Source organism: Streptosporangium nondiastaticum (assembly GCF_003011965.1).
Classification (GTDB): domain Bacteria; phylum Actinomycetota; class Actinomycetes; order Streptomycetales; family Streptomycetaceae; genus Streptomyces; species Streptomyces nondiastaticus.
The window spans coordinates 1-17,289 of the sequence record NZ_PXWG01000144.1 but is presented as its reverse complement, the minus strand read 5'-3'; the positions used below and the strand labels follow the sequence as shown (position 1 = coordinate 17,289).

General features: G+C 74.4%; 15 protein-coding genes, 2 rRNA genes and 1 pseudogene. 13 read left to right on the top strand and 5 right to left on the bottom strand.

Going from position 1 to position 17,289, the window contains the following annotated elements; genetic code table 11:
- The 4 genes from B7P34_RS30460 to B7P34_RS30445 form a co-directional block, all read left to right on the top strand.
- Positions 1–95: ribosomal RNA gene (locus tag B7P34_RS30460) — 23S ribosomal RNA — on the top strand; the annotation flags it as partial.
- Positions 96–200: 105 nt separating this feature from the next.
- Positions 201–317, top strand: a 5S ribosomal RNA gene (gene rrf / locus B7P34_RS30455).
- 161 nt (positions 318–478) lie between these two features.
- Positions 479–1,690 (top strand): hypothetical protein, encoded by a 1,212-nt coding sequence (locus B7P34_RS30450; protein WP_106681419.1) that lies wholly within the window; start codon positions 479–481, stop codon positions 1,688–1,690.
- Positions 1,687–2,595: a hypothetical protein gene (locus B7P34_RS30445; RefSeq protein ID WP_106681418.1), complete on the top strand. Its 909-nt coding sequence runs from the start codon at positions 1,687–1,689 to the stop codon at positions 2,593–2,595. Before B7P34_RS30450 ends, B7P34_RS30445 begins: the two co-directional genes overlap by 4 nt.
- Before the next feature lie 86 nt (positions 2,596–2,681).
- Here B7P34_RS30445 and B7P34_RS30440 read toward each other — a convergent pair whose 3' ends face one another.
- Positions 2,682–3,971, bottom strand: a complete 1,290-nt coding sequence (locus tag B7P34_RS30440) for a DUF1015 domain-containing protein (protein ID WP_106681417.1) — start codon at positions 3,969–3,971, stop codon at positions 2,682–2,684.
- Between the two features lie 75 nt (positions 3,972–4,046).
- On the opposite strand from B7P34_RS30440, the gene B7P34_RS30435 reads away from it, so the two are divergent.
- Positions 4,047–5,075: an HAD-IIA family hydrolase gene (locus B7P34_RS30435; RefSeq protein WP_106681416.1), complete on the top strand. Its 1,029-nt coding sequence runs from the start codon at positions 4,047–4,049 to the stop codon at positions 5,073–5,075.
- Positions 5,076–5,359: 284 nt separating this feature from the next.
- Here the strand turns inward: B7P34_RS30435 and B7P34_RS30430 are convergent, their stop codons facing one another.
- Both B7P34_RS30430 and B7P34_RS30425 read right to left on the bottom strand, forming a co-directional pair.
- Entirely contained in the window at positions 5,360–6,202 is an 843-nt protein-coding gene (locus B7P34_RS30430) for a siderophore-interacting protein (RefSeq protein ID WP_106681415.1), read from the bottom strand.
- 58 nt (positions 6,203–6,260) lie between these two features.
- Positions 6,261–7,307, bottom strand: coding sequence for an ABC transporter substrate-binding protein (locus tag B7P34_RS30425; RefSeq protein ID WP_106681414.1), 1,047 nt, complete (start codon positions 7,305–7,307; stop codon positions 6,261–6,263).
- Positions 7,308–7,375: 68 nt separating this feature from the next.
- Here B7P34_RS30425 and B7P34_RS30420 point away from each other — a divergent pair, with 68 nt between their 5' ends.
- The 3 genes from B7P34_RS30420 to B7P34_RS30410 all read left to right on the top strand — a co-directional run bounded on the left by B7P34_RS30420 (position 7,376) and on the right by B7P34_RS30410 (position 10,405).
- Positions 7,376–8,443, top strand: a complete 1,068-nt coding sequence (locus tag B7P34_RS30420; RefSeq protein ID WP_106681413.1) for a FecCD family ABC transporter permease — start codon at positions 7,376–7,378, stop codon at positions 8,441–8,443.
- Positions 8,440–9,513 (top strand): FecCD family ABC transporter permease, encoded by a 1,074-nt coding sequence (locus B7P34_RS30415; protein ID WP_106681412.1) that lies wholly within the window; start codon positions 8,440–8,442, stop codon positions 9,511–9,513. The genes B7P34_RS30420 and B7P34_RS30415 overlap by 4 nt, the downstream gene beginning before the upstream one ends.
- 79 nt (positions 9,514–9,592) lie before the next feature.
- Positions 9,593–10,405 carry an ABC transporter ATP-binding protein gene (locus B7P34_RS30410; protein WP_106681411.1) on the top strand — a complete coding sequence of 271 codons (813 nt, stop codon included), beginning with the start codon at positions 9,593–9,595 and terminating at the stop codon, positions 10,403–10,405.
- 14 nt (positions 10,406–10,419) lie between these two features.
- Here B7P34_RS30410 and B7P34_RS30405 read toward each other — a convergent pair whose 3' ends face one another.
- Positions 10,420–10,767 (bottom strand): sterol-binding protein, encoded by a 348-nt coding sequence (locus B7P34_RS30405; protein ID WP_106681410.1) that lies wholly within the window; start codon positions 10,765–10,767, stop codon positions 10,420–10,422.
- A gap of 68 nt (positions 10,768–10,835) precedes the next feature.
- Between B7P34_RS30405 and B7P34_RS30400 the strand changes: the two genes are divergently transcribed.
- Genes B7P34_RS30400 through B7P34_RS30390 form a run of 3 tightly spaced genes read left to right on the top strand, consistent with a single transcriptional unit; the run spans position 10,836 to position 12,968 of the window.
- Positions 10,836–11,171 (top strand): hypothetical protein, encoded by a 336-nt coding sequence (locus tag B7P34_RS30400; RefSeq protein WP_189383183.1) that lies wholly within the window; start codon positions 10,836–10,838, stop codon positions 11,169–11,171.
- A gap of 13 nt (positions 11,172–11,184) precedes the next feature.
- Positions 11,185–12,000 carry a TlyA family RNA methyltransferase gene (locus B7P34_RS30395; RefSeq protein ID WP_106681408.1) on the top strand — a complete coding sequence of 272 codons (816 nt, stop codon included), beginning with the start codon at positions 11,185–11,187 and terminating at the stop codon, positions 11,998–12,000.
- Entirely contained in the window at positions 11,997–12,968 is a 972-nt protein-coding gene (locus tag B7P34_RS30390; protein ID WP_286157527.1) for an NAD kinase, read from the top strand. Before B7P34_RS30395 ends, B7P34_RS30390 begins: the two co-directional genes overlap by 4 nt.
- A 40-nt stretch (positions 12,969–13,008) precedes the next feature.
- Here the strand turns inward: B7P34_RS30390 and B7P34_RS30385 are convergent, their stop codons facing one another.
- Positions 13,009–14,469, bottom strand: a complete 1,461-nt coding sequence (locus tag B7P34_RS30385) for a S41 family peptidase (RefSeq protein WP_106681407.1) — start codon at positions 14,467–14,469, stop codon at positions 13,009–13,011.
- Between the two features lie 168 nt (positions 14,470–14,637).
- Between B7P34_RS30385 and recN the strand changes: the two genes are divergently transcribed.
- Together recN and B7P34_RS38985 are read left to right on the top strand one after the other, a co-directional pair.
- Positions 14,638–16,395: a DNA repair protein RecN gene (gene recN / locus B7P34_RS30380; protein WP_223268392.1), complete on the top strand. Its 1,758-nt coding sequence runs from the start codon at positions 14,638–14,640 to the stop codon at positions 16,393–16,395.
- A gap of 675 nt (positions 16,396–17,070) precedes the next feature.
- Positions 17,071–17,289, top strand: a pseudogene (locus B7P34_RS38985) (hypothetical protein); the annotation flags it as partial.

The window sequence follows — 17,289 nt, the reverse complement described above, 5'->3', positions numbered from 1 at the left end:
AAGGCTCCCAGTAGACGACTGGGTTGATAGGCCAGGTGTGGAAGACCGGTAACGGTTGGAGCTGACTGGTACTAATAGGCCGAGGGCTTGTCCTCAGTTGCTCGCGTCCACTGTGTTAGTTCTGAAGCAACGAACAGTTGCTGGTTTGAGCAGAACCACTTAATTGAAGAGTGTGCTTGTTCGCTCGAAACCGATAGGGTTTCGGTGGTCATAGCGTTAGGGAAACGCCCGGTTACATTCCGAACCCGGAAGCTAAGCCTTTCAGCGCCGATGGTACTGCATGGGGGACCGTGTGGGAGAGTAGGACGCCGCCGAACAATACTTCAAGGACCCTTGGTCCCAGCGTTCACGCTGGGACCAAGGGTCCTTTTTTATTTTCTGCCGAAGCGCGCCGGCCGTCCGGCTGCGCGAGAATGACTGCGGTACCTGAAGACAGGAGTCACGTCGATGCCCACCAACTACCCCGACGATCGTTCGGGTGGCGACCGCGGCGGTTTCCGCCGCGACGACCGACGCGGTGGCCCCCGCCGTGACGACCGGGGTGGACGCCCGGCCGGCGGTGGCTTCGGCCGTCGCGACGACCGCCCCTCTTTCCGCCGCGATGACGACCGCGGTGGCTTCCGTCGCGACGAGCGTCGCGACGACCGCGGCCCGCGCCGCGACGACGACCGCGGTGGACGCCCCGCCGGCGGTGGCTTCGGCCGCCGTGACGACCGCCCGTCCTTCCGTCGTGATGACCGCGCCCCCCGTCGTGACGACGACCGCGGTGGCTTCCGCGGTGGCCGTGACGAGCGTCGTGACGACCGTCCGTCGTTCCGTCGTGACGACCGTGCCCCGCGCCGTGAGGACGACCGCGGCGGCTTCCGCCGTGACGACCGTCGCGATGACCGCGGCCCCCGCCGCGACGACCGCGGCGGTTACGACCGTCCCCGTGGCGGTGGCTTCCGCCGCGATGACCGCGGTGGCCGTGACGAGCGCCCCTCCTTCCCGCGTGACGACCGTGCCCCGCGCCGCGATGACGACCGTGGTGGCTTCCGTGGCGGCCGTGATGAGCGTCGTGACGACCGTCCGTCCTTCCGTCGTGACGACCGCGCGCCGCGCCGTGAGGACGACCGCGGCGGCTTCCGCCGCGACGAGCGTCGCGACGACCGCGGCCCGCGCCGCGACGACGACCGTGGCGGCTTCCGTCGCGACGAGCGCCCCTCTTTCCGCCGTGACGACCGTCGCGATGACCGCGGCCCGCGTCGTGACGACGACCGTGGCGGCTTCCGCCGTGACGACCGCGGCGGCTACGACCGTGGCCCCCGTCGTGACGACGACCGCGGCGGCTTCCGCGGTGGCCGTGATGAGCGTCGTGACGACCGTCCGTCCTTCCGTCGTGACGACCGCGCGCCGCGCCGTGAGGACGACCGCGGCGGCTTCCGCCGCGACGAGCGCCGTGACGACCGCGCCCCGCGCCGTGAGGACGACCGTGGCGGCTTCCGCCGTGACGACCGTCGCGACGACCGCGGCCCCCGCCGCGACGACGACCGCGGTGGTTACCGCGGCGGCCGCGACGACCGCGGTCCCCGCCGTTCGTTCCGTGACGACCGCCAGGGCGGCGGCTACCGCGGCGGCCGTGACGACCGTTCCGGCGGCTACGGGCGCCGTGACGACCGCGACCGGGACCGCGGCGACCGCGAGCCGGTGAAGCGCCTGCCGATCCCCGACGACGTCACCGGCGACGAGATCGACGCGGACGTGCGGCAGGAGCTCATGAGCCTGCCGAAGGGCCTCGCCGAGGAGGTCGCCCGCAACCTCGTCATGGTCGCCAACCTGCTCGACGAGGACCCGGAGCAGGCCTACGCCTACTCCCGGATCGCGCTGCGCCTCGCCTCGCGCGTCGCCGCCGTCCGCGAGGCCGCCGGCTTCGCCTCGTACGCCACGGGCAAGTACTCCGAGGCGCTCGCCGAGTTCCGTGCGGCCCGCCGCATGACCGGCTCCGTCGAGCTCTGGCCCGTGATGGCCGACTGCGAGCGCGGCATGGGCCGTCCCGAGCGCGCCCTGGCCATGGCCGGCGAGCCCGAGGTCAACAAGCTCGACAAGGCCGGCCAGGTCGAGATGCGCCTGGTCGCCGCCGGTGCCCGCAAGGACATGGGCCAGGCCGACGCCGCCGTCGTGACGCTGCAGAGCCCCGAGCTCGCCTCCAACTCGGTCCAGCCGTGGACCGCGCGCCTGCGCTACGCGTACGCCGACGCGCTGCTGGAGGTCGGCCGCGAGGCCGAGGCCCGCGAGTGGTTCGCCAAGGCCCTCGAAGCGGACCAGGGCGGCCAGACGGACGCCTCCGACCGCCTCGCGGAGCTCGACGGCGTCGAGTTCACGGACGCCCTCGTGGAGTCCGACGACGACGAGCCGGCCGAGGAGCCCGCGGTCGAGACCGCGGTCGAGGCCGAGGCCGATGCAGAGGCTGAGGTCAAGACCGAGGCCGAGACCGGGGTCAAGGCCGAGGCCACCGAGGCTGCGGAGAAGCCCGACGAGGAGGCTGCGGAGAAGCCCGCCGAGGAGTCTGCGGAGAAGCCCGCCGAGGCCCCCAAGGCTGACGACGACAAGAGCTGACCGCTGACGTGACGCCGAAGAGGGCGCCATCCCCGTACCGGGATGGCGCCCTCTTCGTATGCGTGGCCTCGTCTGCGTGGCCTTCGTCAGTTCAGAGCCAGGCTCCGCAGCACCAGCCCCGTCGCCGGCTTGGGCCCGAACGAGGTCGACTTGCGCGGCATCGTCACGCCCTGTTCCGCCAGCTCCCGGACCACGTCCTCCTTGACCGGGTGCATCAGCACGGCCGTGCCGCCGTGCCGCTCGGCCTGCTTCACGGCCGCGGCCGTCTCGTGGATGTAGCCGATGTGCTCCGGGTCGTCCGGCACCCGCCAGACGTGTTCCAGGAGGACCGAGTGCAGGACCGTGGCGTCCAGGGAGCGCCAGGCCTCCGGCCGGTCCGCCGGGACCAGGCGGGCCAGCAGGGCCGGGTCCGGGCGGTCGAGGAGGTGGAAGCGGCCGTCGCCGGCCAGGACGAACGCGTTGCCCGGCTCCTCGGACGCCTCCGCCAGCGCGTCGAGCGCCGCCGGCAGCGGGCCGTCGACGGTGCGGACGCGGAAGACGCCCTCGACGGCGGCCAGCGCCTCGTCGACCGGCAGCCGGTGCAGCAGCCGGTGGATGGCCCGTACGCGCAGCGGGTAGCGGGCGGTGTCCACCAGCAGCACGAGGCCGAAGTCCCAGGGGCCGGGGGACGGCTGCTCGGCGCGCAGCCGCAGGTACGTCGCCCAGCGGTGGTGGCCGTCGGCGATGAGGGCGTGCTGCTGCGAGAGGTCCTTGCCGATCAGTTCGAGGTCGTCCGGGTCGGTGATGGACCACAGGCGGTGCGCGTAGCCGTCGTCGGTCGTGGTGGACAGCAGCGGCGGGGTCGCGGTGACGCGGTCGATGACGGCCGCCGCGCCCGTCGCGCTGCCGTTGCCCCGGTAGGAGAACAGCAGCGGTTCGAGGTTGGCTCCCGTGCCGCGCATGAGGGCCGCGCGGTCCTCGACGATGTGCGGCATGACGTCCTCGTGGGGGAGGACGACGCCCTCCTCGCGGGGGCTGAGGCGCAGCGCGCCGATCAGGCCCCGCTGCAGGATGCCGCCGCCGCGCTGCTCGTACACGTACAGCGCGGGTTCCGGATCGGGGGCGAGGACCTGCTCGTCCTGCCAGCGGCGCAGCGTCTCCGCGGCCAGCCGGTGCCGGTCGGCGGCGCTCGCGGCCTGGGGGAGGATCAGCCGGACGATGTTGTGCGGGTCGGCGGTCTCCAGGTGACGCAACCCGTCGGGCCGCACGACGACGTCGTACGGTGGCGAGGTGACGGCGGCGATGCTGCCGACCCGCTCCGGGACATAGCGCAGCCCTCGGAAGGGGGCGAGTTGAAGTCCTTGCCCTGCTTTCCCTGCTCGGCCTGGAGTGCTCATAAGGAAATGTTATGTCTCATGGCCCCGTGAGCAATGATCGTGGAAGAGACGTACAGCACAAGGAGCGAGTACAGGATGAATCAGACCGTCCGGACGCGGCCCGACGGCAGTGAGCGGCCCCTCGGCGAGGCCTACGACACGGCGCTGCTCGACCTCGACGGCGTGGTGTACGCGGGCGGCGAGGCCATCGCGCACGCCGTCGACTCGCTGGGGGCGGCCCGCGAGGGCGGGATGCACCTCGCCTACGTGACGAACAACGCCGCGCGCACGCCGGAGACGGTGGCCGCCCACCTCACCCGGCTGGGCGTCCCGGCCGAGCCCTCCGACGTGATCAACTCGGCCCAGGCCGTGGCGCGGCTGATCTCCGAGCAGGTGCCCGCCGGGTCCCGGGTGCTGGTGATCGGCGCCGAGGGGCTGCGGGTGGCGCTGGAGGAGCGCGGGCTGGTGCCGGTGGACTCGGCGGACGACGACCCCGCCGCCGTCGCGCAGGGCTACGGCGGGCCCGACATGCCGTGGTCGCGGCTCATGGAGGCGTCCTACGCGGTGGCGGCCGGCGTGCCGTGGTTCGCCTCCAACACGGACCTGACGATCCCGAGCGGGCGCGGGATCGCCCCCGGCAACGGCTCGGCCGTGGAGGTCGTCCGGATAGCCACGGGCGCCACGCCGCAGGTGGCGGGCAAGCCGCAGCCGCCGATGCACCGGGAGACGGTGCTGCGGACCGGGGCCGAGCGGCCGCTGGTCGTCGGCGACCGGCTCGACACGGACATCGAGGGCGCGTACGTGGGCGGGGTGGACTCGCTGCTGGTGCTGACCGGTGTGACGACGGCCGCGCAGCTGGTCGCGGCGCGGCCGGAGCACCGGCCCACGTATGTGGCGGCGGATCTTCGGGGGCTGCTCGTGGCGCAGCCGGAGGTTGTTCCCGTCGGGGACGGGTTCCGGTGCGGGGGGTGGACGGCGTCCGTCGACGGTGGCGCGCTTGCGCTTGAGGGTGAGGGGGATTCGCTGGACGGGTTGCGCGCGCTCTGTGCTGCGGCGTGGACGCGGGCGGGTTCCGGGGTGTGTGAGCTGGACTCCGCCAAGGCGGTGGCTCTGCTGGGGCTGTGACGTGGCTGGGGCGGGCGGGGGTTTTCCCCTGACCCGCCCCTTCCCGTAACCGGGGGCGAGCCCCCGGGCCCCCGTATCGCGCTGAACGCGCTCGTCCTCAAACGCCGGACGGGCTGGGTGGTTGCGGGGGCAGGTTGGGTGGTTGCGGGGACAAGCTGGGTGGTTGCCGGGGCGGGCTGAGCGGTTGCTCGGCCGGGCTGGGGGGTTGCTGGGACGGGCTGGGTGGTTGCTCGGCCGGGCTGGGTGGTTGCCGGGGCGGGTTGGGTGGTGCCTGGCTCCGGAGATCAGGCCAGCTCCGCCAGGAGGTCCTCCTCTGTTGCTCCTCGGCGCCAGTAGCCCGTGAAGGTGACCGTGCGGCGGTCCAGGCCGCGGTCGTTGACGAGGTGGCGGCGGAGGCCGCGGACCGTGCCGGATTCGCCGGCCAGCCAGGCGTAGGGCTTGCCGGCGGGGAGGTCCGCGGCGCGGACGGCGCTCAGGACGGGCTCGGCCGCGCCCCGTACGAGCCAGGTGATCTCGGCGTCGGCCCGGGTGGGCAGGTCCTGGACGTCCTCCGCGTGGGGGACCTCGATCCAGATCCTGGCGGGGGTGCCGGCGGGGAGCCAGGCGAGGATGCCGGCCACGGCGGGCAGCGCGGTCTCGTCGGCGGTGACGAGGACCCAGTCCGTGTCCGCGGGGGGCTGGAAGTCGACGCCGCCGTTGTCCTCGACGACGGGGGCGAGGACGGTGGCGCGGTCGCCGGGGCGGGCGGCCTGGGCCCAGTTCGTGGCGGGGCCGCCGTGCCCGTTCGCGTCGCCGTGGACGGCGAAGTCGACGTCCATCTCGGCCGGGGTGCCGCCGTCCGGGCCGTGGCGCATGTCCCGCACGGTGTAGGTGCGCATGAAGGCCCGTACGGCCGGGTCCTGGGCCCGCCACTCGGTGAACCAGGTCTCGTCGCGGGCGGCGGGCAGCACGGGGGCGTCCTGGCCGGGTTGCGGCAGGAACAGCTTGAAGCGCTGGTCACGGCCGCCGGCGACGACGTCGTGGAGCTCCTCGCCGCCGAAGGTGACCCGCATCATGGCGGGGCTGATCCGTTCGGTGCGGCGGACTTCCAGGTCGAAGAAGCGGTACGGGAGGGCGGGGCCGGCCATGCGGGGTGTTTCCTTTCGCTCGTCGGGCGGCTTCGCTTGCCGGGCGGGCTGTCGCCCGTCAGGCGACCTTCTTGGCCTTCTGGACGGCTTCGGCGAGGGCCTCGACGAGCGGTGCGCACCCGGCGTAGGAGTAGCGGGGCTCGCTGAGCCAGGGGCTGACCTGGCCGGCCTTGACGGCGGGCAGCTCGGCCCAGGTGGGCTTGGCGGCGAGGTCCTTGGGCCGGAGGGCGGAGGTGCGGTTGTCGAGGAGGATCAGGTCCGCGGGGTACTTGCCGGCGTCCTCCCAGCTGAGGCTCTCGAAGAAGCCGCCGGTGACCTTGCCGGGGACGACGAAGTCGACGCCGAGGGACTTGAAGTACGTGAGGTCGGCGTAGACGGACGGGTCGGAGACGTAGAGCAGGTCGGCGGAGCCGGAGGCGGCGAGGACCTTGAGGCCCTTGTTGGCCTGCGCGGCCTTGCGGAGGGTCTCGGAGGCCTTCTCGAAGCGGGCCTTGGCGTCGGTGACCCGCTTCGCCTGGAGGTCGGCGCCGAGGGAGGCGGCGAGTTCGGCGTAGCGGCCGATGACCTGGGTGAGGGAGACCTTGGTGACGTTGATGCCGACGCTGGGGGCGAAGCCGAGGATCTTCTTCTTGCTCTCGTCCGGCACGTACCAGAGCTCGGTGCCCTGGAACATGTTGGTGACGAGCAGCTCGGGGGAGAGAGCGGCGTACTTCTCGACGTTGAACTCGCCCCAGGCGTTGCCGAGGACGGTCAGCTTGCCGACGTCGAGGTCGCCGGCCTGGGGGTCGGGCTTGCCGTCCTTGAGGACGGTCGGGCCGAAGACGGCGGTGCACTCGGCGCCGAAGTCGTGGAGGGCGGCGGCGGTCCCGGTGAAGGCGACGACCTTCTTGGGGGTATGGGCGGCCTTGGCGGTCTCGCCTCGGTCGTCCTTGAACGTCCACGGGCCGGAAGCGGAACCTGAGTCCCCGTCCGTGGAGCCCTTCGCGCCGCCGCCTCCGCAGGCCGTCAGGAGGGCACCGGCCCCGAGGGCGCCGCCTGCGGCCAGCAGGCCGCGGCGGGACAAGAAGGAGGCGCGGGGGTTGCGGAGGGTGCGGGGGGTGCTCATGGTGGTGCGCTTCTCTCAAGAATGAGGCAAGAACGGGGGGAAGTTAAGGGTAGGCTAACCTAAGCCTCGTGTTGGTTGACAGTCCCCCCGAGCCCCCGGCGGACACCGCTCCGCTGCCGCCGCAGCCACCCCCGGCAAGCCGTAAGCGGAATGCCGCCCGGGCCGCCGGCCTGCTCGCGGCGACCGGTCTGCTGCTGCTCGTCGCGATCGCGAGCATCGCCATCGGCGCCAAACCGCTGCCGCTGGAGGCGGTCTGGCACGGGCTGTTCCACGCCTCGCACGGCGAGGCCGACGTCATCGTGCGCGACGTCCGCCTGCCCCGCACCCTGCTCGGCCTGCTCGCCGGCGCCGCCCTCGGGCTCTCCGGCGCCGTGATGCAGGCCCTCACCCGCAACCCGCTCGCCGAACCCGGCATCCTCGGCGTCAACGCGGGCGCCGCGGCGGCCGTCGTATCGGCCATCACCTTCCTCGGCGTCAGCTCGGCCGGCGACTACGTGTGGTTCGCCCTCCTCGGCGCGGCCGTCGTCGCCGCCGTCGTCCACGTGCTCGGCGGCAGCCGCGGCGCCACGCCCGTCCGGCTCGCGCTCGCCGGCACCGCCGTGACGTACGCGCTCTACGGCTACGTCAACTCCGTCCAGCTGATGGACTCCGCCGCGCTCGACCGGATGCGCTTCTGGACCGTCGGCTCACTCGCCTCGGCCAACGCTGACGTCATCCGGCAGGTCCTGCCCTTCATCGCCGCCGGCACCCTGCTCGCCCTCGCGCTCGCCCGGCCGCTGAACGCCATGGCCCTCGGCGACGACAGCGCCCGCGCCCTCGGCACCCGGCCCGCCCGCACCCGCGTCCTCGCGCTGACCGCCGTCACCCTGCTGTGCGGCGCCGCGACCGCAGCCTGCGGGCCCATCGTCTTCATCGGCCTGATCGTCCCGCACCTCGTGCGCGCGCTCACCGGCCCCGACCAGCGCTGGATCCTGCCGTACGCGGCCGTCCTGTCGCCCGTGCTGCTGCTCGGCGCGGACGTCCTCGGACGGGTCGTCACCCGGCCCGGCGAACTCCAGGCCGGCATCGTGACCGCCGTCATCGGCGGACCCGTCTTCATCCACCTCGTACGGCGCCGGAGGGTGGCCCAGCAGTGAGCCCGTCCCCACGCACCGCACAAACCGTACGAACTCTCCGTACCCGCACTGTCCGCACCGGCGGCGGACTCTCCCTGCGCGTCGACACCCGCGCCACCCTCGTCGTCCTGCTGCTCCTGGCCCTCGCCGCGGCCGCGTCCGTGGCCCTCATCGGCACCGGTGACTTTCCGATGACGCCTGCCGACGTCGTCCGCACGCTCGCCGGCGGCGGCACCCCCGCCCAGGACGTCATCGTCCACGACCTGCGGCTGCCGCGCGTCCTCGTCGGCCTCCTCGCCGGCGGCTGCCTCGGCCTGGCCGGCGCCGTCTTCCAGTCCGTCTCCCGCAACCCCCTGGGCAGCCCGGACGTCATCGGCTTCGGCCAGGGCTCCGCGGCCGGCGCGCTCGTCGTCATCATCCTCTTCCACGGCGACCCGTTCGCCGTCGCCGCCGGAGCCGTCGTGGGCGGCGTCGTCACCGGCCTCGCCGTCTACCTCCTGGCCTGGAAGAAGGGCATCAACGGCTACCGGCTCGTCCTCGTCGGCATCGGCGCCGCCGCCGTCCTCACCGGCCTGCGCGACTACCTGATGACGAAGGCCGACCTCGTCGACGCCACCCGCTCCATGATCTGGATGGTCGGCTCCCTCAACGGCCGCGACTGGGAACAGGTGCGGCCCCTGCTCATCGCCGCCGCCGTCCTCTTCCCCGTCGTGCTCGGGCACGGGCGGGCGCTGCGGATGCTGGAGATGGGCGACGACGCCGCGTACGCCCTCGGCGTCCGGGCCGAGCGCACCCGGCTCGTCGTCATGGCCTCCGCCGTGCTGCTCACCGCCGCCGCCACGGCCGCCGCCGGGCCCATCGGCTTCGTGGCGCTCGCCGCGCCGCAGCTCGCCCGCCGGCTGACCCGCGCCGCCGGACCGGGCCTCTTCGCCGCCGCGGCCATGGGCGCGGCCCTGCTCGTCGGGGCCGACTGGGCCTCGCAGCGGCTCTTCGGCGCCGACAAGCTGCCCGTCGGGGCACTCACCGGGATGTTCGGCGGCTGCTATCTGCTGTGGCTGCTGTTCACGGAGCGGAAGGCGGGGCGGGTGTGATGGACGGGGCGCAGCCGGGCGGCCCCGGTACGAGTACGACGATCTTTCAGCGACGACCCTTCAGCAAGGAGACCGCACCATGAGCCGACTGACGGCCGAATCCGTCACGCTCGCCTACGACCAGCGCGTCATCGCCGAGAACCTCTCGGTCGCGATCCCCGACCGGTCCTTCACCGTCATCGTCGGCCCCAACGCCTGCGGCAAGTCCACCCTGCTGCGCGCCCTCGCCCGCATGCTCAAGCCGGCCGCCGGCTCCGTCCTGCTCGACGGCGCCGCCATCGGCTCGTACCCGGCGAAGCAGGTCGCCCGCACGCTCGGGCTGCTCCCGCAGTCCTCCATAGCGCCCGACGGCATCACCGTCGGCGACCTCGTCGCCCGCGGCCGCTACCCCCACCAGGGCCTGCTGCGCCAGTGGTCGCGCGAGGACGAGCGGATCGTCACCGAATCCATGGCCGCCACCGGCGTCGACGCCCTCGCCGACCGGCACGTCGACGAGCTCTCCGGCGGCCAGCGCCAGCGGGTCTGGATCGCCATGGCCCTCGCCCAGCAGACTCCGCTGCTCCTGCTGGACGAGCCCACCACGTACCTGGACATCCAGCACCAGATCGAGGTCCTCGACCTGTGCGCCCAGCTCCACGAGGAGCAGGGCCGCACCCTCGTCGCCGTCCTCCACGACCTCAACCACGCCGCGCGCTACGCCACCCACCTGATCGCCATGCGCGACGGCGAGGTCGTCGCCGAGGGCGCGCCGGGGGACGTCGTCACGGCCGGGCTCGTGGAGCGGGTGTTCGGGCTGCGGTGCCAGGTCATCGACGACCCGGAGACGGGGACGCCGCTGGTCGTGCCGGCCGCCCGGAAGGCGCGTGCGGCGGCCGTCGCCGCGCGGCCGTAGCCCGGCCGCGCCGGCTACAGCAGCGACCGCAGCCGCAGGACGTCGCGGAGGCTCGCCTGGACCCTGACCCGGCCGGCGGCCCACGCCTTCGCGAAGTTCAGCCGCCCGTCCACCAGGGCCACCAGGTCGTCGCCCGTCATCGTCAGCGCGATCTCCGCCCGCCGCTCGGGCGTGCCCGGCAGCGTCTCCACGTCCTGGATGTGCCCGCCCACGAGGTGGCCGGCGAAGGTCACGTCGAGATCGCTGATGTGGCAGCTGAGCGAGCGGTCGGGCGCGGCCGCGTCACGGAGCTCGCCCTTCGCTCCCGCGAGGCTCTCCGCCAGTCTGTCGAGTGCGGCGCGGCACTCCTCGATCGTCGCCATCACCAGGGACGGTACCGCAGCAGGCAGCGTACGCCGCAGAGGCGCCGTTCCGGGGTAGCGTCGGGGCCATGAGCGATGCGATGACTCCCGCGGATCCCGCGCCCCCCGCGACTCCCGCGGACCCGGACCCGGAGCCGGGCGAGGCCGAGGGGACCGAAGGGGCGGACGGGCCCGGGCCGCAGCCGCTCGGCGTCGCCCGCACCCCGGCCGGCGACCCCGCCGTCGACGCGCAGCTCGTCCGGCTGGCCGACGCCGACCACCTCGCCGTGAGCGGCCACCTGGAGGTGTACGAGGATGTACACCGGGGCCTGCGGGACGCGCTGAGCGCGCTCGACCGGGGCCCCGGCCCGTCCGGGACGCCCGCCGCCCCGGGCGCCCCCGCTTCGTACGACAACAGGAGCTGAACCACCCGTGGCAGTGACCCGCCCGCGACGCAGCCGACTCGACGCCGAGCTCGTGCGCCGTAAACTCGCCCGCTCCCGCGAGCACGCGAGCCAGCTCATCGCGGCGGGCCGGGTGACCGTCGGCGGCACCGTCGCGACCAAGGCGGCCACCCAGGTCGAGCTCAGCGCCGCGATCGTCGTCACCCAGGACGAGAGCGACCCCGACTACGTCTCCCGCGGCGGGCACAAGCTCGCCGGCGCGCTCGCCGCCTTCGTGCCGCGCGGCCTGAAGGTCGAGGGCCGCCGCGCCCTCGACGCGGGGGCGTCCACCGGCGGGTTCACCGACGTCCTGCTGCGCGCCGGCGCCGCGCACGTCGTCGCCGCCGACGTCGGCTACGGGCAGCTCGCGTGGTCGCTGCAGAGCGACGAGCGGGTCACCGTGAAGGACCGCACCAACGTCCGCGAGCTCACGCTGGAGCAGATCGACGACATCCCCGTCGACCTGATCGTCGGCGACCTGTCCTTCATCCCGCTCGGCCTGGTGCTGCCCGCCCTCGTGCGCTGCGCCGCGCCCGACGCCGACCTGGTGCTCATGGTCAAGCCGCAGTTCGAGGTCGGCAAGGAGCGGCTCGGCAGCGGCGGCGTCGTGCGCAGCACCCAGCTGCGGGCCGAGGCCGTGCGCGGCGTCGCCGCCCGCGCCGCCGAACTGGGGCTGGGCGTCCTGGGCGTGACCGCCAGCCCGCTGCCCGGCCCCTCCGGCAACGTCGAGTACTTTCTGTGGCTGCGAGCCGGAGCGCCCGAACTGGACCCGGCGGACGTTGACCGTGCAGTGGCGGAGGGGCCGCGTTGACGACTTCACAAGCAGCATCACAGGCGACAACAGCAACAGGGGCGGGGGAGCGGGAGGCGGCTGCCGACGGCAGACGCACCGTCTTCCTGCTCGCGCACACGGGCCGCCCGGCGGCCATCCGCAGCGCCGAACTCGTGGTCCAGGGACTGCTGCGGTGCGGGATCGGCGTACGGGTCCTCGCCGAGGAGGCGGCCGACCTGCCGCTGCCGTCCGAGGTCGAGCTCGTCGAGACCGGCCCGGGCCGGCCGGACGTCCTGGAGGGCTGCGAACTCCTCGTCGTCCTCGGCGGCGACGGCACGCTGCTGCGCGGCGCCGAGTTCGCGCGCCGCTCCGGCGTGCCCATGCTCGGCGTCAACCTCGGCCGCGTCGGCTTCCTCGCCGAGGCCGAGCGGGACGACCTCGACAAGGTCGTGGACCGGGTCGTGACCCGGGCCTACGAGGTCGAGGAGCGCATGACGCTCGACGTCGCCGTCCTCACCGACGGGCACGTCGTGCACACCGACTGGGCGCTCAACGAGGCGTCCGTGGAGAAGGCCGCCCGGGAACGGCTCCTGGAGGTCGTCACCGAGGTCGACGGGCGGCCCGTCTCCCGCTTCGGCGGCGACGGCGTCGTGTGCGCGACCCCGACCGGCTCCACGGCCTACGCCTTCTCGGCGGGCGGACCGGTGGTGTGGCCCGAGGTGGAGGCGCTGCTGATGGTGCCGATCAGCGCCCACGCGCTGTTCGCCAAGCCGCTCGTCACCGCGCCGGACTCGGTCCTCGCGGTCGAGGTCCAGCCGCAGACCCCGAACGGGGTCCTGTGGTGCGACGGCCGCCGGACGGTGGAACTGCCCGCGGGCGCACGGGTGGAGGTGCGGCGGGGAGCGGTCCCCGTGCGGCTGGCCCGCCTGCACCACGCGTCCTTCACGGACCGGCTGGTGGCGAAGTTCGCGCTGCCGGTGGCGGGGTGGCGCGGAGCGCCGCACTAGCGTTTCCGGCGGGGCTCCGGTGCCGAGCCGTGCTGCAAGTTCAGCGCTTCGCGGCTCGCAGCAGGTCCAGCGCCTTCGTCAGGGCCGGGTCCTTCCCGGCCCTGAGGTCCTCCTCGGCGAAGACGGGGACGCGGACGTCCGGGGCGATGCCCGTGCCGTCGTACGTCGTCCTGCCGTCCTTCGCGCTCAGGAACTCCTCGTTCGGGAGCCAGAACTGCCAGCCGTTCGGCAGGGTGCGCATGAGCCGGTCCGAGAACAGGCCCTGCGTGTTCTCGCCGATGAGCGTGGGCTTCGGGCCGCGCTGCAGCAGCGCCTGCGTGAGCGTCTCGCCCGCGCTCATGGTGAGCCGGCCGGTGAGGACCGCCAGCGGGCCGGTGTAGACCGGGCCGTCGTGCGGGGCGACCCGGACCGGCTCGGCCGGAGTGAACCCGCGCGGGTCGCGGGCGTCGTTGCGCGCGTGCTTGAGGTAGGCCGTGTACGGCCGCGCCGTCAGCCGCTCGGCCACGTCCAGGGCGAGGCGGTCCGAGCCGCCGCCGTTGAGCCGCAGGTCGAGGACGAGGCCGCGCAGGGCGTCCGGGCCGGTCGTGCGGGCGGTGGTGAACACCTCGTCCAGGGCGGTGCGCAGCGCGGCCTCGTCGGCCTCGTAGTCGTTGCCCTGGCCGTAGTGCAGGAACGACGTGATGCGCAGGAAGCCCGTCCGGCCGGGGAGCTCGGCGTACGTGATCTGCCCGCCGGCCCAGGAGCGCCGCACGCCGGCGCCCGCTTTCCCGACGCCGCCGGCGACGGCTTCGTCGATACGGGCCCGAGCCGTCGCGTCGGGGATGACGGTGTCCTGGCGGTGCCCGCCGAAGAATCCGGCGGGGTCGTCCGGGTCGACCAGGCCGGTGTGCCCGTCGTAGAGCGGCCGGATCATGTCGGACAGGATGCGGAACAGCTCGGGCTTGCCCGTGGAGGCGGTGATCCGGGGGCGGTAGCGGTCGCGGACGGCGTTCCAGTCGACGTGCCGGGCGGCGAAGAACGGGTAGTTCTCGGCGTAGGTCTGCCAGAACGTGTCGAAGACCTTCCGCGGATCCGCGTGCGGGTCCGGGGCGGGGGCGCTCTCGCAGCCGGGCGGCAGCGCGGGGACGCGGTGCAGTGTGCGGTGGCCCACGTTGTCGCCGAACGCCAGCCGCGCCGTGTCGCGCCCCTGCGGGGTCACCGTGAGGGCGGCCTCGCCCTCCTGCCGGAAGGGGCCGGAGGGGTCCGTACGGGCCGCGGTGAGGGCGCCGGGCAGGCAGCTGACCGCCGTGGTCTCGTACGTGCGCAGCTTGCGGCCGCCGTCCTCGACGACGGCGACCGTGCCGTAACCGTCCATGCGCCACACGCCGTCGAGCGCCGCGGCGCCGGCTGGTGGGCGGGGCCCGTGGGCCAGCGCGCTCGCCGTGCCGGCGGCGGTGGTCACGGCCACCGCGGCGGCGAGGAGGAGCGCGGCGGCGCGGGAGGAACGGGGACGAACGGGCATACCGACCTCATGGGGCAGGGAGGGGCGTTGTGGTCGTCATCAGACTCCTCTTCCGGGGTCCCCCGGGACCATGGGGAGATCACCCGGAACGGTGGTGGGGATTCCCCCAAGGGGGTCGGTGGGGGTGGCCGTCGCGAGGGGGCCCCGGAACCTCGTATGGTCGTATCCGTGTTGGAGGAGATGCGGATCCGGTCCCTGGGCGTCATTGACGACGCCGTCGTCGAGCTGTCGCCCGGTTTCACGGCGGTGACCGGCGAGACCGGCGCGGGCAAGACCATGGTCGTGACCAGCCTCGGCCTGCTGCTCGGCGGGCGGGCCGACCCCGCGCTGGTGCGGATGGGGGCCCGGTCCGCGGTCGTCGAGGGGCGGCTCGCCGTCGACCCCGCGTCGCCCGTGGCGCTGCGGGCCGAGGAAGCGGGCGCCGAACTCGACGACGGCACCCTGCTCGTCAGCCGCACCCTCTCCGCCGAGGGGCGCTCCCGGGCGCACCTGGGCGGGCGCAGCGTGCCCGTCGGGCTCCTCGGCGAGCTCGCGGACGACCTCGTCGCCGTCCACGGCCAGACCGACCAGCAGGGGCTCCTGCGGCCCGCGCGGCAGCGGCAGGCCCTCGACCGGTACGCGGGCGACGCGGTGGCCGCGCCCCTCGCCAAGTACGCCGACGCCTACCGCAGGCTGCGCGCCGTCACCACCGAGCTCGCCGAGCTGACCACGCGGGCCCGCGAGCGCGCCCAGGAAGCCGACCTGCTGCGGTTCGGGCTGGACGAGGTCGCCGCCGTCGAGCCGCTCCCCGGCGAGGACGCCGAGCTCGCCGCCGAGGCGGAGCGGCTCGGGCACGCCGAGGCGCTCGCCTCCGCCGCCACCGCCGCGCACGCCGCGCTCGCCGGCAACCCCGAGGACCCCGAGGGCATCGACGCCGCCACGCTCGTCGCCGGCGCGCACCGGGCCGTGGAGGCCGTGCGCTCCCACGACCCGGCGCTCGCCGCCCTCGCCGACCGCATCGGCGAGATCGGCATCCTGGTGTCCGACGTCGCCGGAGAACTCGCCGGCTACGCCTCCGACCTCGACGCCGACCCGCTGCGGCTCGCCGCCGTGGAAGAGCGGCGCGCCGCGCTCACGCAGCTCACGCGCAAGTACGGGCAGGACATCGCCGAAGTGCTCGCCTGGGCCGAGCGGGGTGCCGCGCGGCTCGGCGAGCTCGACGGCGACGACGAGCGGATCGAGGAGCTCACTGCCGAACGGGACGCGCTCCGCGCCGAGCTGGGCGGCCTCGCTCAGGCCGTGAGCGATGCGCGGGCCGAGGCCGCGGAGCGGTTCGCGGGAGCGGTCACCGCCGAACTCGCCGAGCTCGCCATGCCGCACGCCCGCGTCAGCTTCTCCATCCGCCAGACCGAGGTGGCGGAGACGGAGGCGGAGAACGGCATCGAGGTCGGTGGCCGCGCCGTCGCCTACGGCCCGCACGGCGCGGACGAGGTCGAGCTCCTCCTCGCCCCCCACCCCGGGGCGGTCCCCCGGCCCATCGCCAAGGGCGCGTCCGGCGGTGAGCTCTCACGCGTCATGCTCGCCGTCGAGGTCGTCTTCGCGGGCTCCGCCCCCGTCCCGACGTACCTCTTCGACGAGGTCGACGCGGGCGTCGGCGGCAAGGCCGCCGTCGAGGTGGGCCGCCGCCTCGCGCGGCTCGCGCGCACGGCCCAGGTCGTGGTGGTCACCCACCTGCCGCAGGTGGCGGCGTTCGCCGACCGGCACCTGGTGGTGGAGAAGACCCACGAGGGGTCGGTGACGCGCAGCGGCGTCCAGGCCATGGAGGGCGAGGACCGCATCCGCGAGCTCTCCCGCATGCTGGCGGGCCAGGAGGACTCCGAACTGGCCCGCGCCCACGCGGAAGAACTCCTCGCCACGGCCCGGGGCGCCTCCGGCGGGGGTGCGTAGCGCCTCCGGCGGGGGCGCGCAGGCCGTACGGGCCGGGCCCGGTCCGGCCTCGCCGGGCTGCGGCGTTGTGGCTGATCGCCGTTGCGGCGAAGTGAGGGTGGCCGGGCGTCGGGCCCTCCTCGGGGGCGTGGGCCCGTTCGGCGCCGCGGGGTCGCTTCCGGCGCGGGTGCGCAGGCCGTACGGGTTGAGCCCGCTCCGGCCTCGCCGGGCTGCGGTGTTGTGGTTGCTCGCGGCTGCGGCCGGGTGAGAGTGACCGGGGCGGTCGGGCCGGCGTGGGGGCGGGGCCCGTTCGGCACCGCCGGGACGCGGCTCCGTGGCTGATCGCCGTTGCGGCGGATTTGAGGGTGGCTGCGGCAGCCAGGCCGAGCGTTCGGCTCGGGCGCGCTTACCTGTGCCGTGGTGGGCAGGATGCTTCCCCGGTGGAGCCGCGCCCGTTGCTGCCGGTGCAGGCATCTGCCTTCCGCCGCCGCGGCGAGCGACCCCCGCGGTGTGTCCGGCGGTGCCGAGCCGGGCGGTGGGGGTGAGCACTCTGTTCGGCGTGCTTACCCGTGCCGCGGTGCCGGCAGGCCCTTCCGCCGCCGTGGTGAGCAACCTCCACGGCGGTGTCCGGCGGTGCCGGGCCGGCCGGGCGTGGGGGCCTGCGAGCCTCCCGGCCGGGAGCCGTAGGGTCGGTCCATGATCACTTCGAGGGCAGTCGGGAAGGCGGCGCTCCGCGGCGCGGCCGTGGCGCGCGGGGTTTATGAAGGCGCGCGGCGCCGGAGAACGAGCGCAGCCGCATGGGAGCGCACCAATCACGCCGGCCGCACCGTCCACCTCCACGCCGGCCCCGCCGCGGCCGCCGGCACCGCACTCGCCGTGGCGGCGGCCGCCGGGTTGCCGCCGCGTGTGCGGGCG